Raw genomic sequence first — 22,007 nt, forward strand, 5'->3', positions numbered from 1 at the left:
AGTTATGTAGTGCCCCTTTAAAAAGGAGGATACATAACCACTCGCTGCCATTTTCAGGCTTGCGTCGTCCTCTTGACAATTTGAGGCGAGCTAGCGATAAGCGCATGACAGGATGTCATGTCGTACCGATTTCATTGTTGAAGTCACGCGGTTTTATTCCAAAGGAGTAACGCATACATGGTACATGGGTTCAAAAGGCCGTTACTGCGCAGTAACTGGTCAAAGAAACGGATGATCCGTACATCCCTCTCATTTGGTTCACTCTTCTTGTTGTTAAGTGTAGTGCTCGCATCTTTTTCGTTTCAGCTATTGACAAATGGGGTTGCGCATGCCGAGACCCCTTCGCAACGGCCTGCAATTGGTATCAACCTGGGTGAACCCGATCCAGGTAGTTTCACAGATGCGATGAAAACCTCTGGCGACCTGTTAAGCACTGATGGTCATACCCTTGTCGCGGTTGATAGCAATGGCTGGCCTACGGCTGATTTTCAGTTCTACTTATGGCAGGGTCAGAGCCGCACTGATGGCACCTACCAGGTTATCTTCAATGGACAGGCTGATCTCTCCGTCTCACTCGGCTATGCGACTTTCTCCAATCAGCAGTACAATGCAGCCACAAACACGACGACGGTCACGATGGTGGTAACGACAGCCGACAATATCAATTTCTACCTGTACTTCAACAACACAAAGCGAACAGCCAGCAGCGCCACCAATACAGGTATCACTGGCCTGAAGTTTTTTAAGCCAGTCTCAGAGGGTTCAACTACGTCGTACGATCCTTCTGTCATCTTTACCCCTTATGTGGCTCAGGCCGTTGCTCCTTACACGTACATTCGCTTTATGTTTGGAACCAACTGGAACAAGTCGACGACCTGGTCGGATCGCACAACAGTTGATTATGCAACACAGCATAAGATGCTCCCAGGTGAAAATGGCTTTGAAGGCAATCAGATGGCCTTTGAGTATATGGTCAAGATTGCGAACGACAATAATAAGGATCTGTATATTGTTGTCCCCGATCGTGCAAATAATGACTATATCACCAAACTGGCACAGTTGCTTCTGTACGGTAGTGATGGCGTCAATCCCTATACCAGTCCACAGGCAAATCCTGTCTGGGCTCCCTTAAAGCCCTCTCTCAAGCTGTATGTTGAGTATACCAACGAGGCATGGAACTTCTCATTTGATCAGGCGCATGATCTCTATGATGGCCCCATTGGAGCTCAACAGGAGATTGCCAACAATCCAAATTCCCCTCTTATCTTTGATGGCAATACCGATGGCAATCTCATCTGGCATCGCAACTATGCCAATCGATCACTCAATGTCAGTAACATCTTCCGCAGCGTTTTCGGCGATGCATCAATGGGCTCACGCGTGCGTCCACTGCTGTACTGGCAGTATAACAACCTGAATAATACGGCCCAGGATGAACTTGAGTTCATCAATGATTATTACAACAATGCCGATGGCATTCAACATGTTGCTAATCCTCATCCAGTGAACTATTACTTCTGGGGCGGCGGCGGAGCTGTCTACTTCAATAGTAATAATGATGGTGCAACGAGCGTTGATAGCCTGTTTGCCTCTGGTGTTCCTCAATCCAGCTATCAAAGCATGGTAAGTAATGAGGGAACCTGGGCTCGCTCTTATGGGCTGCACTTTATGTCCTATGAGGGAAGCTGGGGCATTAGCGGGTCTGTTGGCGATGCTGGTCGCGTCGATCCTCGTGCTCAGCAGGCTCTTCTGACATCTTTCAACGATTTTGTTCAGGCTGGTGGTGAGAACTATACCGCTGGAACGTTTGGTCAGTGGGATGATTTCACGATCGCCAATACGTATCCTTTAGTAAAGGGTGCGGCACAGATTAACGCTTCAGACTATAGTCTCCCTTCTGTTACATTGGGAACGGCTATCTCAGCCAGTGGTACAACGACGATTCCTGGTACGGCCTACGATCTTACTATTAGCGGATACGATGGAGCCAAGTCGGATGTGGGACAGAATGTCTCTTATCTGATCCGCATTGGGAACTCGGATACCTATCAGGTCTACTTGAGCGTCGCCAATGATGCTGATGGTGGTAAGATCAATGTCTATGCCGATAGTGAACTGTTGACAACGGTAGCGGTTCCCAATACTGGTAGCAAGAGTAGCTATCAGGTAGTCTCTGCTGGAACTGTGACCTTATCCTCTGGCTTGCATAGTCTGTTCTTACGCCCTTCTGCCAATGCCTCGAATGGGACAGCGGGGAATGTGGATGCACTCTACGTACAACCTTCTTCGGTCTCAGGTACTCCTGCAACCCGGCCAGCCCCTAATGGTGTTCCTTCATACCTCCAGGATCTGGATATTGGCGGACCCGCTCTGCCTGGTTCAGTCAATACCGATAATGGAACCTTTACCATCAATGCTTCCGGCTATGATATCTGGAATAATATTGATGCCTTCCATTATGTCTACGAGCCTGTTACTGGAGATACCACCATTATTGCTCGTGTAACTTCTTTGAGCCACTCTTCTGCATATGCTAAAGCTGGTGTGATGATCCGTAAGTCGCTCGATGGCACCGCTGCTAATGCGGCCTCTCTGTTCTCTAATGAGCCTTCGACCTACTTTGAGGATCGCCTCACGGATAATGGCAATACTAATCACCCACCATCGGTCTTCGCCAATGTCCCTTACTGGGTGAAATTGGTGCGCACTGGTGACACATTTACTGGCTATGGCTCTACAGATGGAAGTAACTGGACTCTGATGGGTTCAGATACTATTGTGATGGGTTCAACGGTCTATGTAGGATTGGCCCTGACCTCTCATAATGATGGGACTCTGGCTTCGGCAACCTTTGATAATGTCTCGGTCAATGGCACAGCCTGGACTGGTAGCGGCACTGGCGGTAGTGGTTCAACCCCAACCCCAACGCCAACTTCTACTCCAACGCCTACGCCAACTCCGATTCCGACATCGACTCCTACTCCTACGCCAACGCCAAGTCCAACATCGACTCCTACTCCTACACCTACACCAAGTCCAACGGCGACACCAAGCCCAACGCCTGTTCCAACAGGCTGGACTGCGTGTGCCAAAGAGGGGGGCACCTGCACCTTTAGTGGTACACAGGTGGTCCGCTATGGAGCCAATGGGCACTACAATTACCAGACAGCGACCAATAGCATTAAATGTAACAATGGTGCCTTTGGTGATCCCATCAATGGGACGAAGAAGACATGCGATGTCGCTCCTATTCCTCCAACCAGTTGGACCAAATGTGCCGACGAGAATGGAACCTGTGCCGTCACGGGAACCGTCTCCGTGGCCTATGGAGCCAACGGAAAGTTCATCTATAAGACGGAAAGCAGCAACACTGCCTGTAATAACAGCACTTTTACCGATCCGATCGTGGGAACGGTGAAGGCCTGTTATTATAAGTAGATATGTAGTGCGTCCATAGCAAGGCCCGGATCAGGAAATTCCCTGATCCGGGCCTCATTCTATCCTCCATAGATTCTGTTCCCATGTTCCGTTTCTCATTAAACCATGGATGGGCTCACACAGCGGAGTGGGACCTGTGGAAAGAGACAAGCTACTTTCCCTACTTGACATTGCATAATATGTTTTTTGTGCATGAGATAGAATGTCAAGTAGGGCAGGTCGCTTGTCTCCTGCCGAAACGTGCCACTCCACTCTGGTCGCCCATCCATAGCTTCTGTTCCCATGTTCTGTTTCACGTTGAGCTATGGATAGGCTCACACAGCGGAGTGGGACCTGTGGAAAGAGACAAGCTACTTTCCCGACTTGACATTGCATAATATGTTTTTTGTGCATGAGATAGAATGTCAAGTAGGGCAGGTCGCTTGTCTCCTGCCGAAACGTGCCACTCCGCTCTGGTCGCCCCTCCATAGCTTCTGTTCCCGTTTCCTGTTTTCCCACTGAGCTATGGATAGGCTCACACAGCGGAGTGGGACCTGTGGAAAGAGACAAGCTACTTTCCCTACTTGACATTGTTTTATACGCAAAATATATTATGACCTTACAAGGCAAGTAGGGCAGGTCGCTTGTCTCCTGCCGAAACGTGCCACTCCACTCTGGTCGCCCATCCATAGCTTCTGTTCCCATGTTCTGTTTCACGTTGAGCTATGGATAGGCTCACACAGCGGAGTGGCAACTGTGGAAAGAGACAAGCTACTTTCCCTACTTGACATTGCATAATATGTTTTTTGTGCATGAGATAGAATGTCAAGTAGGGCAGGTCGCTTGTCTCCTGCCAAAACGTCCCATTCCACTCTGGTAGCCCATCCATAGCTTCTGTTCCCATGTTCTGTTTCACGTTGAACCATGGAGGGGCGAACAGAGCGGAGTGGGACCTGTGGAAAGAGACAAGCTACTTTACCTACTTGACATTGTTTTATATGCAAAATAGATCATGACATTACAAGACAAGTAGGGCAGGTCGCTTGTCTCCTGCCGAAACGTGCCACTCCACTCTGGTCGCCCATCTATAGCTTCTGTTCCCGTTTCCTGTTTTCCCACTGAGCTATGGATGGGCTCACACAGCGGAGTGGCAACTGTGGAAAGAGACAAGCTACTTTCCCTACTTGACATTGCATAATATGTTTTTTGTGCATGAGATAGAATGTCAAGTAGGGCAGGTCGCTTGTCTCCTGCCAAAACGTCCCATTCCACTCTGGTAGCCCATCCATAGCTTCTATTCCCATGTTCTGTTTCCCATTGAACTATGGAGGGGCCCACACAGCGGAGTGGGACCTGTGGAAAGAGACAAGCTACTTTCCCTACTTTACATTGTTTTATATCTGAAATAGAGCATGATATCACAAGACAATCAATCATTGTGGAGATGGACCTGTGGAAAGAGATCCCTCTCTGTCATCATATATTGATTGCTTCCTTCATATTGCTTATCACAAGAATAGATATTATACTTTATCTATATACTCAAAGAATTTTGCAAAGAATTTTGCACGTTACATCATAAAAAGTGAGAACGATGGCAGACCTCATCCGCCCTATTGTGCTAACCGATCCACACACTGTAAGCTTTCTTCCTCATGTCCACAAACTGAATCTGGCTGGTAGCCGGACCCTGACTGATCTATCTCCTCTTCGTACGCTTTCTGAATTAACTGAGATCAATTTGTCAGGGTGCAGACAGATGGCAGATCTGACGGCACTGACTGAATTGCAGCAGATCACAACGCTCATTCTGAAGGGCTGCATAAACCTGACTGATCTTTCGCCTCTCAGTCAGCTCACAAAACTGACCACGCTCGATCTCACCAATTGTCGGTCGCTCACAGATCTCACCCCTCTAACTTCTCTTCAACAACTGACCCGACTGAATCTTGCTGGCTGTACACACATTACATCGCTCGCACCGCTGGCCCAACTCCCCATGCTTCAGGTGCTCAATATCTCCAACAGTCAGCTCAAGCGGAAACTTGAACCAGTTAATCAGATGGTCGAGATCAGAGGTATGCTCCCACGAGTCTTGAAAAGGTTGCCCATTCCGCTTCGTCGCCAGTTGAGTGTCCAGATGATGAAGTCACAACCATTCGCTGAATGTCTGGAGGCACTTTTTCAACGCTGGCCCAGGCGTTGTGATCACATGCTACAGAGCAGGCTACAAAGTCTTTCGGTGGCAGAGCGTACGCTGGCGGAAGAGGCTCTCTATACCTTATTTCTGTGGGGAAATAAAGAATATCATCTTTTGCTGGCTCTGGGTGCCTTGCAATCTACCCGGACGATCGAGGCCTTAAAGAGTAGCTTACTGCATGGGCCAACAAAGGGAAGTTTTTTTGTCGTGGCAATCGTCCTGTGGCAACTCGAACGCTATCCCCTGACGTTGACGGCGCTGTGCAAAGGGGCCAGCCAATGGGATGATCTCGCAGAAAGAATTGAAGCGGTAAAAGCGCTTAAGTATTTTGCTGACCCTCAGGCGATAGAGACATTACAGATGCTCCTCTATGATGAGCATACACAGCTCCGCTATGAGGCCCTTCTCTCACTGGCTCATCTAACTGGAGTCCAGGTTGTCTATTACTCAAGCCTGCTGAAAGGTATTAAGGATAGTGAGCCAGTCCGCTGGCTGCCAGCGGCCAATAACTGGCTGCATATCCTTAATGCGTCAAAAAGTCCCCATGAGATCTGATGGAGTTAACCCCATGGCCAGCTATGGTTTTCTCGATCCGCGATGGGTCAGGACTTTGGAGAGCCCCTATCGATCGGGCTAAAGGTTCTCGATCTCTACTGGCTCGATCTCGTCGGCGGGAGTAAAGTGAAAGACCCGCGAATAGAAGTAGAGCTCAGCTTCCATAGAACGTTTAATATTTTTGCCCTGACGGAAACCATGCTGCTCGCCTTCAAAGGCCAGATAGGCAACGGGCAATTTCTTGGCACGCAGGGCGGCCACCATCGTTTCAGCCTGATTAGGCGGCACGACCTCGTCCTCCAGACCCTGGAAAAAGATGACTGGACAGGAGAGCTGATCAGTAAAGTTGATGGCCGAGCGTTGATAATAGATTTCCTTATACTCAGGGAAAGGTCCAACCAGACCATCAAGATAACGTGACTCAAACTTATGGGTATCCTTCAATAAGTTGAGATCACTGACACCAAAATGGCTTGCCCCAGCCCGAAAGATAGTGCGGAAAGTCAGTGCGCACAGCGTCGTATATCCACCCGCACTCGCACCCCGAATTGCCATCCGTTTACTATCCACAAGGCCCTGATTCACAAGATAGAGAGCTCCATTGGTGCAATCATCCACATCAACAATTCCCCATTGACCTTTTAGCCGCTCACGATAGGCACGACCATAACCAGAGCTACCGCCATAGTTAACATCCAGAACACCAAAACCCCGGCTCGTCCAATACTGCACATCCAGGACTAACGAAGTAGGGGAGGCACCGGTTGGGCCTCCATGACTGATCACCAGCAAAGGGGGAAGTTCGCCCTCGGGAGCAGCAAATTCCGGATTCTGGGGGGCATAATAATATGCGTAGGCGGTCAAGCCACGCTCGGTCGGAAACTCAATCGGTTGGGCCTCGGAGATATAAGCCCGGTCAAAGGTCAGAGGGAACGATCGACGCAGGACCTCAAAGTGATGGGTCGCTGTATCGATACGTACAAGTTCCTTGACGACCGTAGATGAGGCTGCCATCAACAGAATCTGTTGGGCATTCGCACGCACTTCGGTGATAGCAGTATAGGGAAGCTGGATTGAGGTCAATGAGCCCGTATCTGTCTCAACATCGGCCAGATGCGTCCCCTGAGCATCACTATACCGACAAATAATACGCTCTGCCGAGACAAACGCATAGCTGGACATATGAAAGAGCCATTGTGGAAAACCAAATTCGGCCTCCATCTGCACAAAAGGTTCAACATTTCCATCCCGGTAGCGGTAGAGATTCCACCAACCTGTACGATCAGAGACAAAATACAGCACCCCGTCAGGAGACCACTGGGGCTGAAAGATGGATTCCTGTGGGCCGCCCGCAATCTGCTGGCAGTCCTGCAAAGCTCCCTGCGCATCAAAATCGGCGCTCCATAGCTCACAGCCATCCCAGGGCATATTAGGATGATTCCAGGTTAACCAGGCCAGATGCTGTCCATCAGGACTCAGGGCAGGGGAAGAATAAAAATCATTGCCCGCTTGCAGCGTGGTAATAACGTCATCTCCCTGTCCATCCAGTGCGATACTGACCAGGGTATTGATGGCCTCGCGCTCACTATCGCGATGGTCTTCACAAACACAGAGCAGTCGATTGCGCAGTGGATCAAAGACCAGGCTCGCATAGCGCAGCAGGGCAGGAGTCTCGGGCGTGATTGCCACGGGCTCCTCACCAGGAACCTGGCGATACAGTCGCTGATCGCTATAATTGGCAAAATAGAGTATCCCATTATGAACTGCGAAATCCCCACCCCCATACTCATGAACACGCGTACGCACATTGAAGCCATCCGGGGTCAGCGTTGCGATCGTACCATCAGGTGCACGATGCATAATCACATAGCGCCCTCCTTCTGATGGCCGCCCCTCTATCCAGTAGCTCTCTTCTCCCTCGACAGCCGTCATGGTAAGGCGAATAAAATCGGACACAATCAGGTCAGTGGTCACCGGCGAACGCCAGGCACCATAAGGGGCTATCTGTGGATGTGGTGTTGTCTGATCAGACGGTAAACTTAACATAGTATCTTTCTATTCCCTTTCCATATTGAGAGAAGAGAGTGAGCCTGCAACTCCGATAAAAGCCCTCATCACGTCCAAGAACAGAAGTGGATAATGGCAGTGTCTCTGGAGATCGGGCTGGCACCCTATTGGATATCCTCCCAATTATATCACTCTCAGGCCTGACGCTCATGCCTCAAACAGGATGGGAGGAAGGCACAGCAATGAAGTTTCAGTCTACATAAAAAAGGGCTATTGATTGCGCGTATACTTTTAGTAGAGTCAGGTATATGAAAAGTGAGAATTGAAAATGAGTTCAGATCAGCAGACACCTCCTCTAGAGAATAATGAGGAGCAAAAAAGCTTTTTATACCGTTTGCAAAGACGCTACTGGCTGATGATTACACCGCTCGATCCTGATTATCCAGGTGATGAAGAATTGGAGAAACAATACTCCTTTGACCCACGTGATCCATTAGATGAGGCCCATAACTGCTAACACCTGCATTTAAATGCTCAGACAAATGCACTCAATCGCGCTAAGCCCCCACTGATGCGCGACGGAGATTTTTTTGCACGCATATCACATATACTATTAGCGTTGGTATTGGGTTTTCCAAATACTTCTCCATGGTAAGTTACAACAATTGACAAGTTGATCATTGCCTATTATCCTTGTATGTGTACCATTTATTACCTGGCAAGGAGTAGCGTTTTGCCAATTACCTCACATGCCTGTTCCTCATCCTTACTTCGTTGTACTCTTGCCCAGGTCTCCACTGTATGCTCTTCTGCTGCCATGCCGCAGTAGTTTTTGTGTATCACAACTCTTTTTAGTTCTTTCTTAAACCATTATGAAGAAAAACTATCAAACAGGAAGGGAGTACAAAGATGCTTGAGCCCCGTAGCTCTTTTGTTGCTACAGACGCCGTACGCTTACATTATCTGGAGTGGAATCCGGTAGCTTCATCCGTTGCTCAAGCGGAAGAACAATGGAAGCCTGATAATGTTGAAACACTCAGTGCTATAAATGAGCAGAGCAATGACAATGATGCTGTTCCGCTGATCCTGTTACATGGATTGGGCGCAACTGCTGATACGTGGCGACTGGTGGCGAATCATCTTGGTCAGCAGCGCCAGGTATTTGCATTTGACCTCCGTGGACATGGAGCTAGCGAACAGAGTGCAGATGGATATGATCTGATTACCGTAGCAGAGGATGTTATCTCTGGAATGGCGCGGCTGGGGCTGGGTCAGGTTGCGCTGGTGGGACATGGCTGGGGTGCCCGCGTAGCACTCGTCATTGCATCCCGGCATCAGGCTCTGATCAGCCATTTAATTCTGATTGATTGTCCCCATGTCGAGCCTCGACATTGGCCAGGCATGACCCGGGAACGCTTCATTCGTGAGCAGATGGAGCCTGAGATCTATGTATCACGGGCGCGTTACCTTCAGGAGTGGCAAAATGAGTTAGATCCGATCTGGTCGCCCATGATTGAGGAGATCGTAATGACGTATGTTACGCTACTCTCTGATGGTCGGCTCGTTAATCTGCTCCAGGCAGAGCATCAACGACAGATTCGCTCATCTTTATGGGACGATCGAGCTGTCTCTTATTATCCGCGGCTCCAATGCCCTGTCCTGTTAATCCCGGCAGCAAGCCAGCCAATCCCGGGTGAGGAGCCACCAGAACATCTTGAGCAGGCAGCTGAATTTTCAGCCGCAAAGGGACAGATGGCCGCACAGGTAGCTCGGGCCATCCCTCATTGTTCTGTCTATTGGATGGCGGAGACGGCTCATGATATCCAATTACAACGTCCTCAACTGCTCGCTGATATCATGCTCGCTTTTCTCCATCCCTTAAAAGAGACCTTTGCAGATGAGAGCCTTACATTTAATACCTTGTTTCTAAACTGAGCCATGGAGGGGCTCACACAGCGGGGTGGGAACAGAGGAAAGAGACAAGCGACTTTACATTGGTTCATCTCCGAAATCGAGCAACATATCACAAGACAAGTAGGGCAGGTCGCTTGTCTCCTGCCTAAATTTCCCATTCACTATGGTAGCCCCTCCATAGCATCTGTTCCCCGTGTTCCGTTTCCCGTTTCACGTTGAGCCATGGCGGGGCTCACAGAGCGGAGTGGGAACAGTGGAAAGAGACAAGCGCTTTCCCTACTTTACATGCTCTATATATTTTTTCGAGTGTAATATAACATAACAAGTAGGGCGTCTCCTTCCGAATCGTGCCACTCCGCTATGCCAGCCCCTCCATAACGTCCTTTCCCCATGTTCCATTTCACGTTGAGCCATGGTGGGGCTCACACAGCGGAGTGGGCAACAGTGGAAAGAGACAAGCGCTTTCCCTACTTAAAGTTGTTTATCTCCGAAATCGAGCAAGATATGACAAGTAGGGCAGGTCGCTTGTCTCCTGCCTAAACGTCCAGCTCCACCATGGTAGCCCCCCATTGCATCCCTTCCCATGTTCTGTTTCACGTTGAGTTATGGAGGGGCTCACACAGCGGAGGGGGACCAGTGGAAAGAGACAAGCGACTTTCCCTACTTTACATTTTTTATACCTGAAATCGAGCAACATATCACAAGACAAGTAGGGCAGGTCGCTTGTCTCCTGCCTCAATTTCCCATTCCACTATGGTAGCCCCTCCATAGCATCTGTTCTCCGTGTTCCGTTTCCCGTTGAGCCATGGCGGAGTGACCAGAGCGGAGTGGCAACTGTGGAAAGAGACGCCCTACTTTACAGTGTTTTGTTCCTGAAATTGAGCACAATATTACACAAATTGAGGATTAACAAATGTGCCTACCGCCAGAATAATATAAAAAGCCAGCAGGAGTAAGCCCTCAAGCCAGTTCGACTCACCATCTAAAGAGATAAGAGTATACAATCCCGCCAGGAGCGCAAACAGGGCGACCTCTAATAAGGAGAAATTGAGATCCAATGGCACGCCGATGATCGTTCCGGCCAGTACCAATAATGGAGCGGCCAGGAGAGCAATCTGAATCGAAGAGCCCGCAGTAATAGCGAGAGAGATCTCTATCTGCCCATTAATGGCCGAGGTAACAGCAGAGCTATGTTCAGCCGCATTGCCAACAATGGGCAGGATAATCAGGCCCACAAAAAAAGGATTTAAGCCAACTTGCCTGGTAAGAGGCTCAATTGTTCCCACCAGTACCTCGCTCAGTAGAGCGGTGATGACGGTGGCCACCGCCAACATCAGCAAGGGCAGCCAGAGGGTTGTTCGCCACAAGCGCATCAATAGATGTGAGGAAGTTCTCTCGGGAAGGTCTATCGGCAAGAGAGGCACCTGTTCAGGCTCCCTTAAGGGAGCTACAGGGGCTGCCCGCAGACCAAAAACCGAGTAGGCAATATAGGCTGTATAACAGAAGAGGAGCACAATCGAGATGCCAATGCTCACCTGATGCAGAGCGCTCCCTTGAATAACAGCGGTACCTGGACGCGAGCCCTCACCAACCGTTGCCAGCAGCGAAGGAATGGTCAGCCCAACAACCGCCAGGCCCAGCAGGGTCGCATACTCACTGGCAATGCGTGCGCTAAAGTTCTGCCTTCGATGCCGCCAACCTCCTAGAAACATCGACATCCCCAGGACAAGCAACACATTGCCAATAATCGAACCAGCAAGCGAAGCACGAACAACCTCCGGCTGATTCGCGGTCAGCGCCGCCAGGCCAATAATAATTTCAGCAGCATTCCCAAACGTTGCATTGAGCAGGCCACCTATGTTATGTCCAAAATGTTCGGCCAGTGCCTCCGTAGCACTCCCAATCAAACCAGCCAATGGAATAAGACCCAATGCCGCCAACACAAAGATGGTCACAGGCGATGCATGCAGTATCTCCGCTACAAACGTAGCAGGAACGGCCAGCAGAAGCGCAAGTAGCCAACGGTTTATCACTCTATAATGCCTTCCTTTTCTGAATAAACATACACGCGGTTGCGATCATCCCCTTTACAATGATATACTTCCCTGCATATTCTTTTGATACAGCGCTTTTCATCTGCTTTTATGAAGAGGGGCCAGGTAGAGATTTTCAGAGGGGAGAAAGAAATTATAGACGCGGATAATTCGGATCAGCCAGGCTCTCTTCTCCATGGGAATCGAGAGCTCGCAGTGCTCTACGCGATTGCAGGCTATCTTAATCGTCAGGTTGATGTGCATGAGGCGCTCCAGGAAGTGCTGGCGCAGGTGACCGAGCTGCTCGGTCTACAGACCAGTTGGGTCTGGCTTTTCGATGCAGCCGGTGAGCCTCTGGTGGCTGCTTCGCAGAACCTTCCACCCTATCTGGCAGATCATCCTGAGCGCATGACTGGTCTCTGTCAGTGCCTTGAAACATTCATCGGCGTTTCAACCAAAAAGCCTGCTGCCAATGTAGATGTACTACGCTGCTCTCGTCTTAAAAATGCGGAACGCGACAGCGATCCAACGGCTCTCGGCCTCCGCTTTCATGCCAGTGTCCCTATCTATGCCCATCCCGAGCTTCTGGGCGTACTTAATGTTGCCAGCGAGGATTGGCGCGAACTTCGTCCAGATGAATTACAGCTACTCCATATTATTAGCGATCAGATTGGCCTTGCGCTACAACGAGCACGACTATCAGCCGAACATACAGCGGCTGCAACCCATCTTGCTACGATTGAGGAGCGCAATCGGTTGGCGCGGGAGATTCATGATACCCTGGCGCAAGGTTTAGCAGCTATTGCACTTCAGTTGGAGACCGCCGATGCCCTGGTGGAACGACGGCCAGAACGAGCGCGTGAGGCTGTACAACGAGCCCTACTGCTGACCCGCAACAACCTGGAAGAGGCCCGCCGCTCCGTCATGGACCTTCGCACCGCTCCCTTGCAAGAGAATACGTTACCTGAGGCCCTTGCAGCGCTGGCTCGTGGTGAGGCAACGCCAGTCAGCTATCACTTTAGCCCCTCCTCTTTTCCCGCCTTACCATCGCGTATTGAGGCAGGGATCTATCGCATTGCCCAGGAGGCGCTCGCTAACGTGCGAAAACATGCCTCGGCCCAGCAGGCCGAACTACGACTACATCTAGAGGATCAGTGGCTCTCGCTGGTGGTTCGCGATAATGGCAAGGGCTTTGACCCCGATTCGGTGGCCCAGTTTACCAGTACTCAGACCGGCCACTTTGGTCTGGCTGGCATCAATGAACGCGTCAAACTCTTAGGGGGCAATCTCTGCATTCGTAGCGAGCCTGGAACAGGGACCTGTATTGAAGTCTCAATCCCTCTGTAATTAAAGCTCCTCTTAGAGGATCATAGAGGATCATACATACTGCATTTCTAGAACAATTATTATCTTCACTAACTATCTTATTTTCACTTATGATAAGAAAGGCTGCTATCATGGTACGTATTCTGCTGGCTGATGACCATCCCATCGTTCGTGAGGGGCTACGGGCCCTGCTAGAGACACAGACGGATTTTGAAGTGGTTGCAGAATGCGCCAATGGAGAAGAGGCCCTCCGTCTCACAGCCCAGCTTCAACCAGATCTCCTCTTCCTCGATCTAGAGATGCCCGTTCTCGATGGCGTTGAGACCATCCGCCGACTTCATCAATCGTCCAGGCATCCTGCTATTATCGTCTTTACGGCCTTTGACGACGATGAGCGCATCTTATATGCTATTCAGGCCGGTGCCAACGGCTATCTCCTCAAAGATGCACCACGTGAAGAGATCTTTAAGGCGGTCCGTGTCACCGCCATGGGTGGCTCGCTCCTGCAACCAGTCGTTGCTTCAAAGTTCCTGCGCCAGACTGGCTCACTTCCTCCCGTTAACAAAGCCTCCATCCCTTCTCCTCTCATTGAAGAGCTGACAGAGCGCGAGCTAGAAGTTCTCCGTCTTCTGGCTCAGGGTACCCCCAATAAAGAAATTGCTGTTCGCCTGATTATTAGCGAACGAACAGCAAAATTCCATGTGAGCTCGATTATGAGTAAGCTAGGAGCAACCAACCGCACTGAAGCGGTCGCGCTGGCGGCCCAACGCGGCCTGATCAGCCTATAGGCAGGAAAAAAAGTTGAGGATTGCCCCATTCTTCACATATATTTCCTTAACAGAGCCATAAGAAATTTGGGCTAATTTCGCTTGAATAGCGCTTCCAGCGAAACATATTGATATACAATAATCCATAAGAAGATGTGGATATAATCCAGGATTATAGACCAACACTTTTCATTTCACGGGAACAGAAAAGAGAGAAGGGCTGAAACACATGATGAAGTTTCCACGCCTGAGCGCCGCTATTACGGTCATTGTCCTGATCGGAGTTATCGCCTTAATCATTATTGGCGTGCTCAATGCGACAGGACCACTTCTGGTGCATGGAAGCTCAATCACGGATACGGTAGATGGCACAATGCATATGGTGGAACACGAATCCGGCACCATTCTTCGTCAAAAAAGTGATCATAGCTTTGTACTTGTGACCGCTACGGGCCAGCAGAAGCTATTTCAATGTAAGCAACGCTGTCTCTTACAGCTCGGCCATATCCAGCGTCACATCAACGAGCACGCCAGGACGGATATTTATTACATTCACATGGATACTATTCTGGAAGCAATTGATGTGGATTAGCCAGACAGATGAGCACACGACTGGACTGCATTGTGCAACCGGTCCTCTTTCTTAACAACGAACTCCTGGAACATCAGGCCGTGTATTGGTAGGATGAAATATATGCAAAATCAACAGACACCAGCAAAAGGTATCAGCCGATCTCAACTCGAAAGAGCCGATCTTGTCATTATAGGCAATGGCATTGCGGGCCTGACTGCTGCGGTCGAGGCCCGGCACCTGGCTCCCGATAAACGGATCGTTATCATCACTGATCAGATTCATCCTACGATTAATACACCAGCGTTAAAACAATTTGCGATTGCCAAACTTGCCCGTGAACAACTCCTGGCGTATCCTTCTGGGACAGAACGAGCCGAACGAATCCATGTCGTGAACGCGCATGTTGAAGGGATTCATGCTCAGAGCAAATATCTTACGCTCAACGAAAATCGGAGCTTCGGTTATGAAACGCTGCTCATTGCGACAGGGAGCTCTCCCTCTGGCATCCCATCGTCGACGCCCGGGCATGACTTTGATGGTGTGATGACGCTTCATCGCTTACAGGATTATTTAGATCTACGTCGGCGCATCCCTGAGGTGAGCGAGGTTGTAGTGGTTGGCGGTGGCGTCCATGCTATTGAGACGGCGATGGGCTTTCTCTACTGGGGCAAACGTGTCCACTTGCTGATTCGCAGCACGATCATGGGTAAAACTCTCGATGAGACAGCATCGGAGATGGTTCTGAATAACCTCCGACGCGCCGGGGCAATTATCCATACAGGGACCGAGGTCGCAGGTATTGTGGGCCGGGTCGGTGCAGTGGTGGGTGTGATTACCAATCATCAGGAGATGATCCCCTGTCAACTGGTCGCGGGCTGTATTGGCACCAGACCTGCAATGAGCCTCGCAAAGAAGTGCAGCGTCCCGATGCTGAACAAAAATGGCATTCTCGTCGATGATAAGCTACGGACCAGCGTCCGCGATATCTATGCGGCAGGCGATGTTGCGGCATTGCGCAATCCACAGACAAATACATTTGAGACGCGGGCCCAATGGTATGCAGCCGTCTCACAGGGCAGGCTGGCCGGTGCAATGATGGTAGGGTCCGCCGAACATACTGAGACAACCTTTGGGGTACAGTGGCACGCCACTCACCTGGGCGAGCTCTCTATGTTGACCGTGGGCGAGCCCCTCAAACGGGATGAGGGGACGGTAACGATGACTGATACTGCTCAGGGCAATTATCGACGCCTGGCAATTCAAGATGATCGTCTGGTCGGTTATCTGTCGTTGGGAACAGCCCAACCTGATAGCCTGGCGATTAAACGTATCATTGATGAGAAAATTTCGATCAGCAAGATTATCAAGCCCCTCTTAAAAGGGAAGTTCGATGCACGCCGCTATCTCTCTGAGCAGCATGCGTATGCAGCGCAGGGTATGCTTACCGGAAGAGCATCCACACTACAGATTGAAAGATCAACGACCACGCGTCGGCTGCCAGAGGCGCTCCCACCCGTTGCACATCTTGAGCCTTTTGCTGAACCTCAACCGGCTACACTACCGAGAGAGTCTTTGACCAGGCAGGCCGAACCTTTGCTGTATGAGGAAGAGATTAGCCCCTTTACGGGAAACCTTCCCACTGTCTCCAGGGCCGGGCTCCCTGCCAATAAAGAACCGATACCACAGCCCTTTACTGGCAACCTGCCCCCACCTCAAGGACGACAACAGATGGCTCCGGGCTATAGCCTCCGACCACAGAACAATAAAATGGATCTGGCACAGGCGATCAATGCACGACAGAACCCAACGGGTAGAGAGAGAGCTCCAGAAGGGAAACAGAAATTGTGGGCCTTCTCTGACGAAATACCTGTCGAGGCTTCAGAGAATGTTCTTAAGAGGAGAAGATAGACGATGTTGAAGCTACTAAAACCTAATCCTGCCATTCTCCATAAACCCGGGCCTCAAGTACGACAGGAAATTCAGGCCTGCATCGGCTGCAATGAATGTTTGATGGCCTGTCCAGCTCTCTCTGAACCAATTACTATTGATGTGCTGAATCGGGAGACGATCAGTGGCGAGATCTCCGAATCCGTCGCTCACTTTGCCCGCGAATGTTATCAGTGCGGAGCCTGTGTATCTCCTTGTCCGGTTGGCCTGCATCGAGATGCGATGATGCTCTGGCTTAAAGTGCGCCTCCTACGTACAGGTGAGAGAAGGGATTAGACGTGAATAAGCAGAAATTTGGCTATCCTCTCCACCTGTTTGATCTCAATCCTCACTGGAGAAGAAGCTTTCTCTTTACGCTCATTGTGGTGCTCGTGAGTAGTGTCTTTTTTATCCTCTATTCACATCTGAGCACAGATCTCGCCCCCGACAGTTTTGCAGGCTACACATTTGCCATCGCCGGGACCTTCTTTCTGGGCATGGCTGCACTACGCTATACGATGCATAAACGTTCTCGCAAGCGCGAGGTTGGTAAACTGAATAAGGAACTTTACTGGCATATTAGCTTTGGGACGATCGCTCTCGTTGTGCTTACATTCCATTCGTTTGGCAATTTCAATCCACGAAGCGGAACGTTTGCTCTTTATGGCATGATTGCTCTTGTTGTGAGTGGCTTTATCGGTCGTCTGCTGGACCGTGTACTCTCTCGTCAGATCACTATTGAGGCGAGCAAGGCGTTGACGATGCGTGGCGATGATCGCGCAGAATCAATCTCACAGACGCTTCAGGCCATTGTGGAGTACAATGCTCAGAATATCAAAAGCGTTAAAGCACCTGCCTCTTCAGTGAATAGCCAGGTTATCGAGGCTCCTGTTCGACGTGGCGATTCCATTCTGCAAAGTTCCTGGGATCTGGCCTATATCTCATTGGAGGAGACGCCGCAAGAGGTACAGCGAAATAATGGGAGCTACCGCTTTGTGCCCGATCGTCGGAGCGCACTCGCTCAGCCTGGAGCCCTCCTACCAGGCATGCAGGATCAGGTGAATGAGCTTCAGATAGTTGAGCAGGCACTCCAACGAGAACAGGTGTATCGCTATATCATTCGTTTCTGGCGCATCTTTCATGTGCTCTTACTGGTCCTCACCATAGGTCTGACCCTCTGGCATCTGGAATATGCAGCCCAGCTTTTACTTCCGACATTTATGCAGCACTAATAGCTCATCTCTCCAGGAACCGCTACCAGAAAGGTCTATCCTGGTCCTTGTGGCTGTGGCTAGAGCCCCTTGAAAAAGAAACTCGACAGTTATTTGAAATCTTCTGGCTCGCCTTCTTCTGGTTTACGTTCTTTGAAAAAGTCTTCTTCCATGCTTTTTCCTCTTCAATTCGTTTCGGTCGGCTCAACATAAATATCTCCTCTCACCAAATCTAGCAGAGTTTTGACAGTAAACGGCTTGAATAAGACATGCGTGTTGTGTAGACGGCGTATGTCTTCGGCTAATTTTGTCTCTTTTTCATCCACCAGGACGATCAACCGCACATTTGGACAACAGGATTGAATTCCAGCAACGATGCTGGGTAGATTCTTAACAGTTAAGTCAATCACTATGAGATCGGGTTTCATGACGAGTTGTGGTAGTTCACTCAGGGCGATCAAATGATCCTCATAGCTCTTGACAGAGAATAGTTCTAAGCGGAGCTGTAGTTCAATGATCGCGTGCACTGAGTTCCAGGGCTTAATGATGACCGCTTTCTGTGCCTGGTCCATCAAACAGCTCTCCTTTCACGTCCCATACGTCATCATTGAGAAGAATGGCTCGAACTTCTTCCTGCATTCCTGCCTGGTTCAATTGCTGTAAACGATCATACATACGTTCCATGCGGGCAGTGATCGCTTCGTGATTGGAGACGATAGCCAGGCCGTAGAGCCCATTTTTTGCACCTTGTGCCTCTCGCTCAAAACTCTTTTTCATTCGCTGTGTATCACTAATGGACATCTATGCTCCCTTTCATCTTTTATCTAAATCCAGGGCATGAATAAGCTTTAGATACCAATATAATAACTTTGTGACAGAAGATTGTCATGGTGAAACTTCTTCTATTACGTAACAGTTTTAGACCTATAGGATGGCCTAAAATTAGTATTAGCAAATGTCTAACATGTGTAGTACAATATAAGTAGGTTAAGAGTCCCATCTTACGAAAGGTATTATTTGCGTATGAGTCGGTGGGGGCGTTATGGAGATTTTCCACAGGGGCTGTATGGTTTACCTCATATGGGGTCGGTGATCGCAGCATACCGTAAAAAATATGGGTGTGACACTCAACAAGAGCTCGCTATCGTTGCAGGAGTAGATAAGCAGACAGTAAACTACTGGGAGACAAACATGTACCTTGCAGATATGGAAAGGCGCATCTTTCTACAAAAGCTTCTGAAGATACCTCCTGTACTTTTAGGGCTCACTTTATATAGCGTGGTTGAAGATGAAAATGCTCAGGAATATAACGACTCTCAAGAACGTATGGCAGAACTTATAGCAGAAGATTCTTTCTACAATTATGAGGATGTTTTAGCTATGGGTTGGGTTTGTATGTATAGTGGGGGATCTGCTGATATCGCCTACCGCGTTAATAGACGTTTGCAAAAACTAATAAACATTGCTGTGAATGCTCCTTCTACAGATAGAGAAGCGTGGCTAGGGATGCTGTGTAACTTTTACCAGCTTTCTACGCGCTTTGCTCAAAAGAATACAGATCTGTCAAAAGCCCTGGCTGATTCATCAGAAGCAGTCAAAATAGCAAGAAATCTTGAAGATGTTGAGCTTATTGCCGCATCTCATTTTAGGCGTATTCGCGTCCATATGGAGCAAAAAAACTACAAGCTTGCTAGAGAAGATGCAAAAATAGCTCTTGAATGTGCAAAGAGAGTTCGTAACCCACTTCAAGGAAATATTTACCTTATTGCGGCAGAAGTAGAAGCACTATGGTCTGCTGAAGATATGGAGATACAAAAACACATCAGGGGATGGCAGGATAAAGTACTTAACACACTGTACAAGAACAACAAAATTGAAGAGGATGGGTCTTTTCTCAAGCTTAATCTTGCTGCTGTTCATCATGAAAGAGCCAAAACACTGATTCAGTTCTACCAGAACAATCACAAACAGGCAAAAATGCCAACCTTCTCAACAAAGCAAAATAAATTGTTAGAAGATGCTCAGAATGAAATGACAATAGCATGGAAAATGCTTGACCCTGATTTGCTGAGCTGGCATGTGAATTTTCATGTGACTGATGCAAAGTATAGTCAAGCTAAAAACGATGTTGAGGGTTCCGTTCAATCGGCAAAAAAAGCCCTCAAGATAGCTAGATCGATGAACGCCAAAAATGGAGCGCAACAAATTAAGCAACTTTACCATGCACTAGAAAATGTTGACCCTAAAAATCCTTATATTCGTAACTTAGGGGTAGAATTGGGCATATTCTAGCTCGAATCTATTTCTATCATAAAACCAGAAAACCCTTAAAGCGGTTGACCCTGGCGCTTCGATCATGAGTTTTATATACCACGGGATATACAAGCCTCGTAGATGGTCTATTTGGACAAAAAGAGGGTCTTACTTCTATATGTTATATAGAAACAAGATCCTCTTTACTCGTTTTTAAGGGACAGATCAGGGCTAGTTTAGATGGAAGAAGTACTCATATTCTTTGTGTTTTTTGTCAGCCACGACTGTAACATCCCCAGAGGCACCTTTAAACGCCTTAGTGCCACCTGTCACTGCATAGATAGTAGTATTCCCACTGCCCGCTGTACGTCCCTCAACAATCAACTGGCCATCAGACAGGTCAACCGCAAACGTACACAGTTCGTCGGATGAGCTGGTGTAGAGGCACTCTCCATTGACCGTCCCCACACGTTTGCTGTCCTTAGAGTCATAAACAGGACTGGAGAAAACATTGTAATTACCAACGGCGTTTTTGTTTTTTCCTACGACAACGAGTACATCGCCAGCAGCATGCTCATAAACATGAAGATCTTTATTACTAGATGCGTTCACATGCGCCAGTTGAGCCGCCCCGCCTAGAAAAGCCAGGCCAGAGACGATAAAAGCGGCAGCCATTATAAATTTTCTCATGAGTAAGTCTCCTTTTTTACAGCGACAGATAGCTATCCCATGTGTCAGCTCTCGTCTCAACAAGAATTACAAAAAGAGCTCTATGAAATAACTATATAATTATAACCAGGATAATATAATTTTAACTAAAAAAGCATTATCCTGCTTATAATTATAAAAAAAATATAAATTATGTCAAATGAGGTCTATAAATATTATATGCATTTTATAAAAAATCGGGATTCTCTGTTCCTGCGGGTCAAAGGGAGAGGAGGAGATTATCATACCAATTTTTACCAAAGAGGTGAGCTCCATAGAGAAGAAGATTCGGCTCCCCCGTGGCAGAAAGATTGCCGTGGTTGCGCACAATAAAGGTATGCAGGCTTTCAGGGGTAATCTGGAGGTATTCAAGCTGTTTGATCTCGCGATCCTCAGGCTGACGCTGAAGCACCTCTGCAAGGGAGATATGGAGGCGGGTCAAAAAGGTAAGCTCTCCATGGGGGGTTGCCAGATCATAGACGGCGGCAAGGCAGTATTGTTCGGCAATATCGCTGCTCTGAATGCCAGTCTCCTCGCGAATCTCGCGCTGGATGGCAGCAAAAGGATCTGGCTGTCCTGAACCTGTACTATCCAGTGCGCGTTCGAAGAAGCCACCAATCACATGATACCTTCCCACATAGACATCTACCCCCTGCCGCCTGTCCAGCAAAATATAGTGATCACTGGTCTCTACAACCGAGCAGACTCCAAGGGCATTGCTCAGTTCAGAACGTGGATGTGTATCTGCAAAAGCTGGAATACGCGTAGTGACGTATTCTTTATAGCTGGTATTCCCAAGTGTAAGGTGAAGCAGGCCATCAGAAGTTGTAGAGGAAGAGATCAAGCGATAAAGGGGAGCATCGAAGAGGGGGATATTCTTTACTGCGGCCTGGTGCAATTTCGTCTGCCAGAGCTCCTCCATCCAGAGACTGATCTCAGGTGTGAACGGCATGGTTAGATGAGGATCATACACAATCTGAAGCTGGTCAGGACGAAACAGACCCTGCGCTAAAATTTCAAATTCTATCATGACCGGCTTCTCATTCGACTTTCATGCAAATGTGTACTCTTTTGTCTCGATCGGATAGACGTGTGCTCTTTGGTCACGCCTGGATC

Annotated in this window: 17 protein-coding genes; 11 read left to right on the top strand and 6 right to left on the bottom strand. The window is 48.9% G+C overall.

Annotated features, from left to right (window positions below; all coding sequences use genetic code 11):
* The first annotated feature begins 177 nt into the window (after positions 1–177).
* Entirely contained in the window at positions 178–3,438 is a 3,261-nt protein-coding gene (locus EL628_RS02400) for a carbohydrate-binding protein (protein ID WP_126578203.1), read from the top strand.
* Positions 3,439–5,011: 1,573 nt separating this feature from the next.
* Positions 5,012–6,172, top strand: coding sequence for a leucine-rich repeat domain-containing protein (locus tag EL628_RS02405; RefSeq protein ID WP_126578204.1), 1,161 nt, complete (start codon positions 5,012–5,014; stop codon positions 6,170–6,172).
* Positions 6,173–6,250: 78 nt separating this feature from the next.
* Here the strand turns inward: EL628_RS02405 and EL628_RS02410 are convergent, their stop codons facing one another.
* Positions 6,251–8,218 (bottom strand): S9 family peptidase, encoded by a 1,968-nt coding sequence (locus EL628_RS02410; RefSeq protein WP_126578205.1) that lies wholly within the window; start codon positions 8,216–8,218, stop codon positions 6,251–6,253.
* A 289-nt stretch (positions 8,219–8,507) separates the two neighbouring features.
* Between EL628_RS02410 and EL628_RS02415 the strand changes: the two genes are divergently transcribed.
* Both EL628_RS02415 and EL628_RS02420 read left to right on the top strand, forming a co-directional pair.
* On the top strand, positions 8,508–8,696 hold the full coding sequence (locus EL628_RS02415; RefSeq protein ID WP_126578206.1) for a hypothetical protein: 189 nt from the start codon (positions 8,508–8,510) through the stop codon (positions 8,694–8,696).
* A 392-nt stretch (positions 8,697–9,088) separates the two neighbouring features.
* Positions 9,089–10,114, top strand: a complete 1,026-nt coding sequence (locus tag EL628_RS02420) for an alpha/beta fold hydrolase (RefSeq protein WP_126578207.1) — start codon at positions 9,089–9,091, stop codon at positions 10,112–10,114.
* Positions 10,115–10,983: 869 nt separating this feature from the next.
* Here EL628_RS02420 and cax read toward each other — a convergent pair.
* On the bottom strand, positions 10,984–12,126 hold the full coding sequence (gene cax, locus EL628_RS02425) for a calcium/proton exchanger (protein WP_126578208.1): 1,143 nt from the start codon (positions 12,124–12,126) through the stop codon (positions 10,984–10,986).
* 216 nt (positions 12,127–12,342) lie between these two features.
* Between cax and EL628_RS02430 the strand changes: the two genes are divergently transcribed.
* From EL628_RS02430 to EL628_RS02455, 6 genes are all read left to right on the top strand, one after another.
* Positions 12,343–13,473, top strand: coding sequence for a GAF domain-containing sensor histidine kinase (locus EL628_RS02430; protein ID WP_161975222.1), 1,131 nt, complete (start codon positions 12,343–12,345; stop codon positions 13,471–13,473).
* A 110-nt stretch (positions 13,474–13,583) separates the two neighbouring features.
* A complete protein-coding gene (locus EL628_RS02435) occupies positions 13,584–14,240 on the top strand; it encodes a response regulator (protein ID WP_126578210.1) in 657 nt (218 codons plus the stop codon).
* Positions 14,241–14,448: 208 nt separating this feature from the next.
* Positions 14,449–14,811, top strand: coding sequence for a hypothetical protein (locus tag EL628_RS02440; RefSeq protein ID WP_126578211.1), 363 nt, complete (start codon positions 14,449–14,451; stop codon positions 14,809–14,811).
* 102 nt (positions 14,812–14,913) lie between these two features.
* Positions 14,914–16,701, top strand: a complete 1,788-nt coding sequence (locus EL628_RS02445) for an NAD(P)/FAD-dependent oxidoreductase (RefSeq protein ID WP_161975223.1) — start codon at positions 14,914–14,916, stop codon at positions 16,699–16,701.
* Positions 16,702–16,704: 3 nt separating this feature from the next.
* A complete protein-coding gene (locus tag EL628_RS02450; RefSeq protein ID WP_126578213.1) occupies positions 16,705–17,016 on the top strand; it encodes a 4Fe-4S dicluster domain-containing protein in 312 nt (103 codons plus the stop codon).
* A gap of 2 nt (positions 17,017–17,018) precedes the next feature.
* The gene (locus EL628_RS02455; protein ID WP_126578214.1) at positions 17,019–17,951 is read left to right on the top strand and encodes a hypothetical protein; all 933 of its coding nucleotides are present in this window, start codon (positions 17,019–17,021) and stop codon (positions 17,949–17,951) included.
* 164 nt (positions 17,952–18,115) lie between these two features.
* Here EL628_RS02455 and EL628_RS02460 read toward each other — a convergent pair whose 3' ends face one another.
* Both EL628_RS02460 and EL628_RS02465 read right to left on the bottom strand, forming a co-directional pair.
* Positions 18,116–18,502, bottom strand: a complete 387-nt coding sequence (locus EL628_RS02460) for a hypothetical protein (protein WP_126578215.1) — start codon at positions 18,500–18,502, stop codon at positions 18,116–18,118.
* Positions 18,471–18,731, bottom strand: coding sequence for a hypothetical protein (locus EL628_RS02465; RefSeq protein WP_126578216.1), 261 nt, complete (start codon positions 18,729–18,731; stop codon positions 18,471–18,473). The genes EL628_RS02460 and EL628_RS02465 overlap by 32 nt, the downstream gene beginning before the upstream one ends.
* Positions 18,732–18,953: 222 nt before the next feature.
* Between EL628_RS02465 and EL628_RS02470 the strand changes: the two genes are divergently transcribed.
* Complete coding sequence (locus EL628_RS02470) at positions 18,954–20,222, top strand: helix-turn-helix transcriptional regulator (protein WP_126578217.1); 1,269 nt, start codon at positions 18,954–18,956, stop codon at positions 20,220–20,222.
* Positions 20,223–20,414: 192 nt separating this feature from the next.
* Here the strand turns inward: EL628_RS02470 and EL628_RS02475 are convergent, their stop codons facing one another.
* Together EL628_RS02475 and EL628_RS02480 are read right to left on the bottom strand one after the other, a co-directional pair.
* A complete protein-coding gene (locus EL628_RS02475) occupies positions 20,415–20,873 on the bottom strand; it encodes an allene oxide cyclase barrel-like domain-containing protein (RefSeq protein ID WP_126578218.1) in 459 nt (152 codons plus the stop codon).
* Between the two features lie 238 nt (positions 20,874–21,111).
* Positions 21,112–21,921 carry an NUDIX hydrolase gene (locus EL628_RS02480; RefSeq protein WP_126578219.1) on the bottom strand — a complete coding sequence of 270 codons (810 nt, stop codon included), beginning with the start codon at positions 21,919–21,921 and terminating at the stop codon, positions 21,112–21,114.
* Between the last annotated feature and the right edge of the window lie 86 nt (positions 21,922–22,007).

The organism is Tengunoibacter tsumagoiensis (assembly GCF_003967535.1).
GTDB classification, from domain to species: Bacteria; Chloroflexota; Ktedonobacteria; order Ktedonobacterales; family Ktedonobacteraceae; genus Tengunoibacter; species Tengunoibacter tsumagoiensis.

What these genes read in the sequence shown, in the direction of transcription:
- EL628_RS02450 (WP_126578213.1), top strand. Translation starts at nt 16,705, where the DNA reads ATGTTGAAGCTACTAAAACCTAATCCTGCCATTCTCCATAAACCCGGG.
- EL628_RS02420 (WP_126578207.1), top strand. Translation starts at nt 9,089, where the DNA reads ATGCTTGAGCCCCGTAGCTCTTTTGTTGCTACAGACGCCGTACGCTTA.
- EL628_RS02460 (WP_126578215.1), bottom strand. Translation starts at nt 18,502, where the DNA reads ATGGACCAGGCACAGAAAGCGGTCATCATTAAGCCCTGGAACTCAGTG.
- EL628_RS02415 (WP_126578206.1), top strand. Translation starts at nt 8,508, where the DNA reads ATGAGTTCAGATCAGCAGACACCTCCTCTAGAGAATAATGAGGAGCAA.
- EL628_RS02405 (WP_126578204.1), top strand. Translation starts at nt 5,012, where the DNA reads ATGGCAGACCTCATCCGCCCTATTGTGCTAACCGATCCACACACTGTA.
- EL628_RS02475 (WP_126578218.1), bottom strand. Translation starts at nt 20,873, where the DNA reads ATGAGAAAATTTATAATGGCTGCCGCTTTTATCGTCTCTGGCCTGGCT.
- EL628_RS02435 (WP_126578210.1), top strand. Translation starts at nt 13,584, where the DNA reads ATGGTACGTATTCTGCTGGCTGATGACCATCCCATCGTTCGTGAGGGG.
- EL628_RS02480 (WP_126578219.1), bottom strand. Translation starts at nt 21,921, where the DNA reads ATGATAGAATTTGAAATTTTAGCGCAGGGTCTGTTTCGTCCTGACCAG.
- EL628_RS02440 (WP_126578211.1), top strand. Translation starts at nt 14,449, where the DNA reads ATGATGAAGTTTCCACGCCTGAGCGCCGCTATTACGGTCATTGTCCTG.
- EL628_RS02470 (WP_126578217.1), top strand. Translation starts at nt 18,954, where the DNA reads ATGAGTCGGTGGGGGCGTTATGGAGATTTTCCACAGGGGCTGTATGGT.
- EL628_RS02445 (WP_161975223.1), top strand. Translation starts at nt 14,914, where the DNA reads ATGCAAAATCAACAGACACCAGCAAAAGGTATCAGCCGATCTCAACTC.
- EL628_RS02465 (WP_126578216.1), bottom strand. Translation starts at nt 18,731, where the DNA reads ATGTCCATTAGTGATACACAGCGAATGAAAAAGAGTTTTGAGCGAGAG.
- EL628_RS02410 (WP_126578205.1), bottom strand. Translation starts at nt 8,218, where the DNA reads ATGTTAAGTTTACCGTCTGATCAGACAACACCACATCCACAGATAGCC.
- EL628_RS02400 (WP_126578203.1), top strand. Translation starts at nt 178, where the DNA reads ATGGTACATGGGTTCAAAAGGCCGTTACTGCGCAGTAACTGGTCAAAG.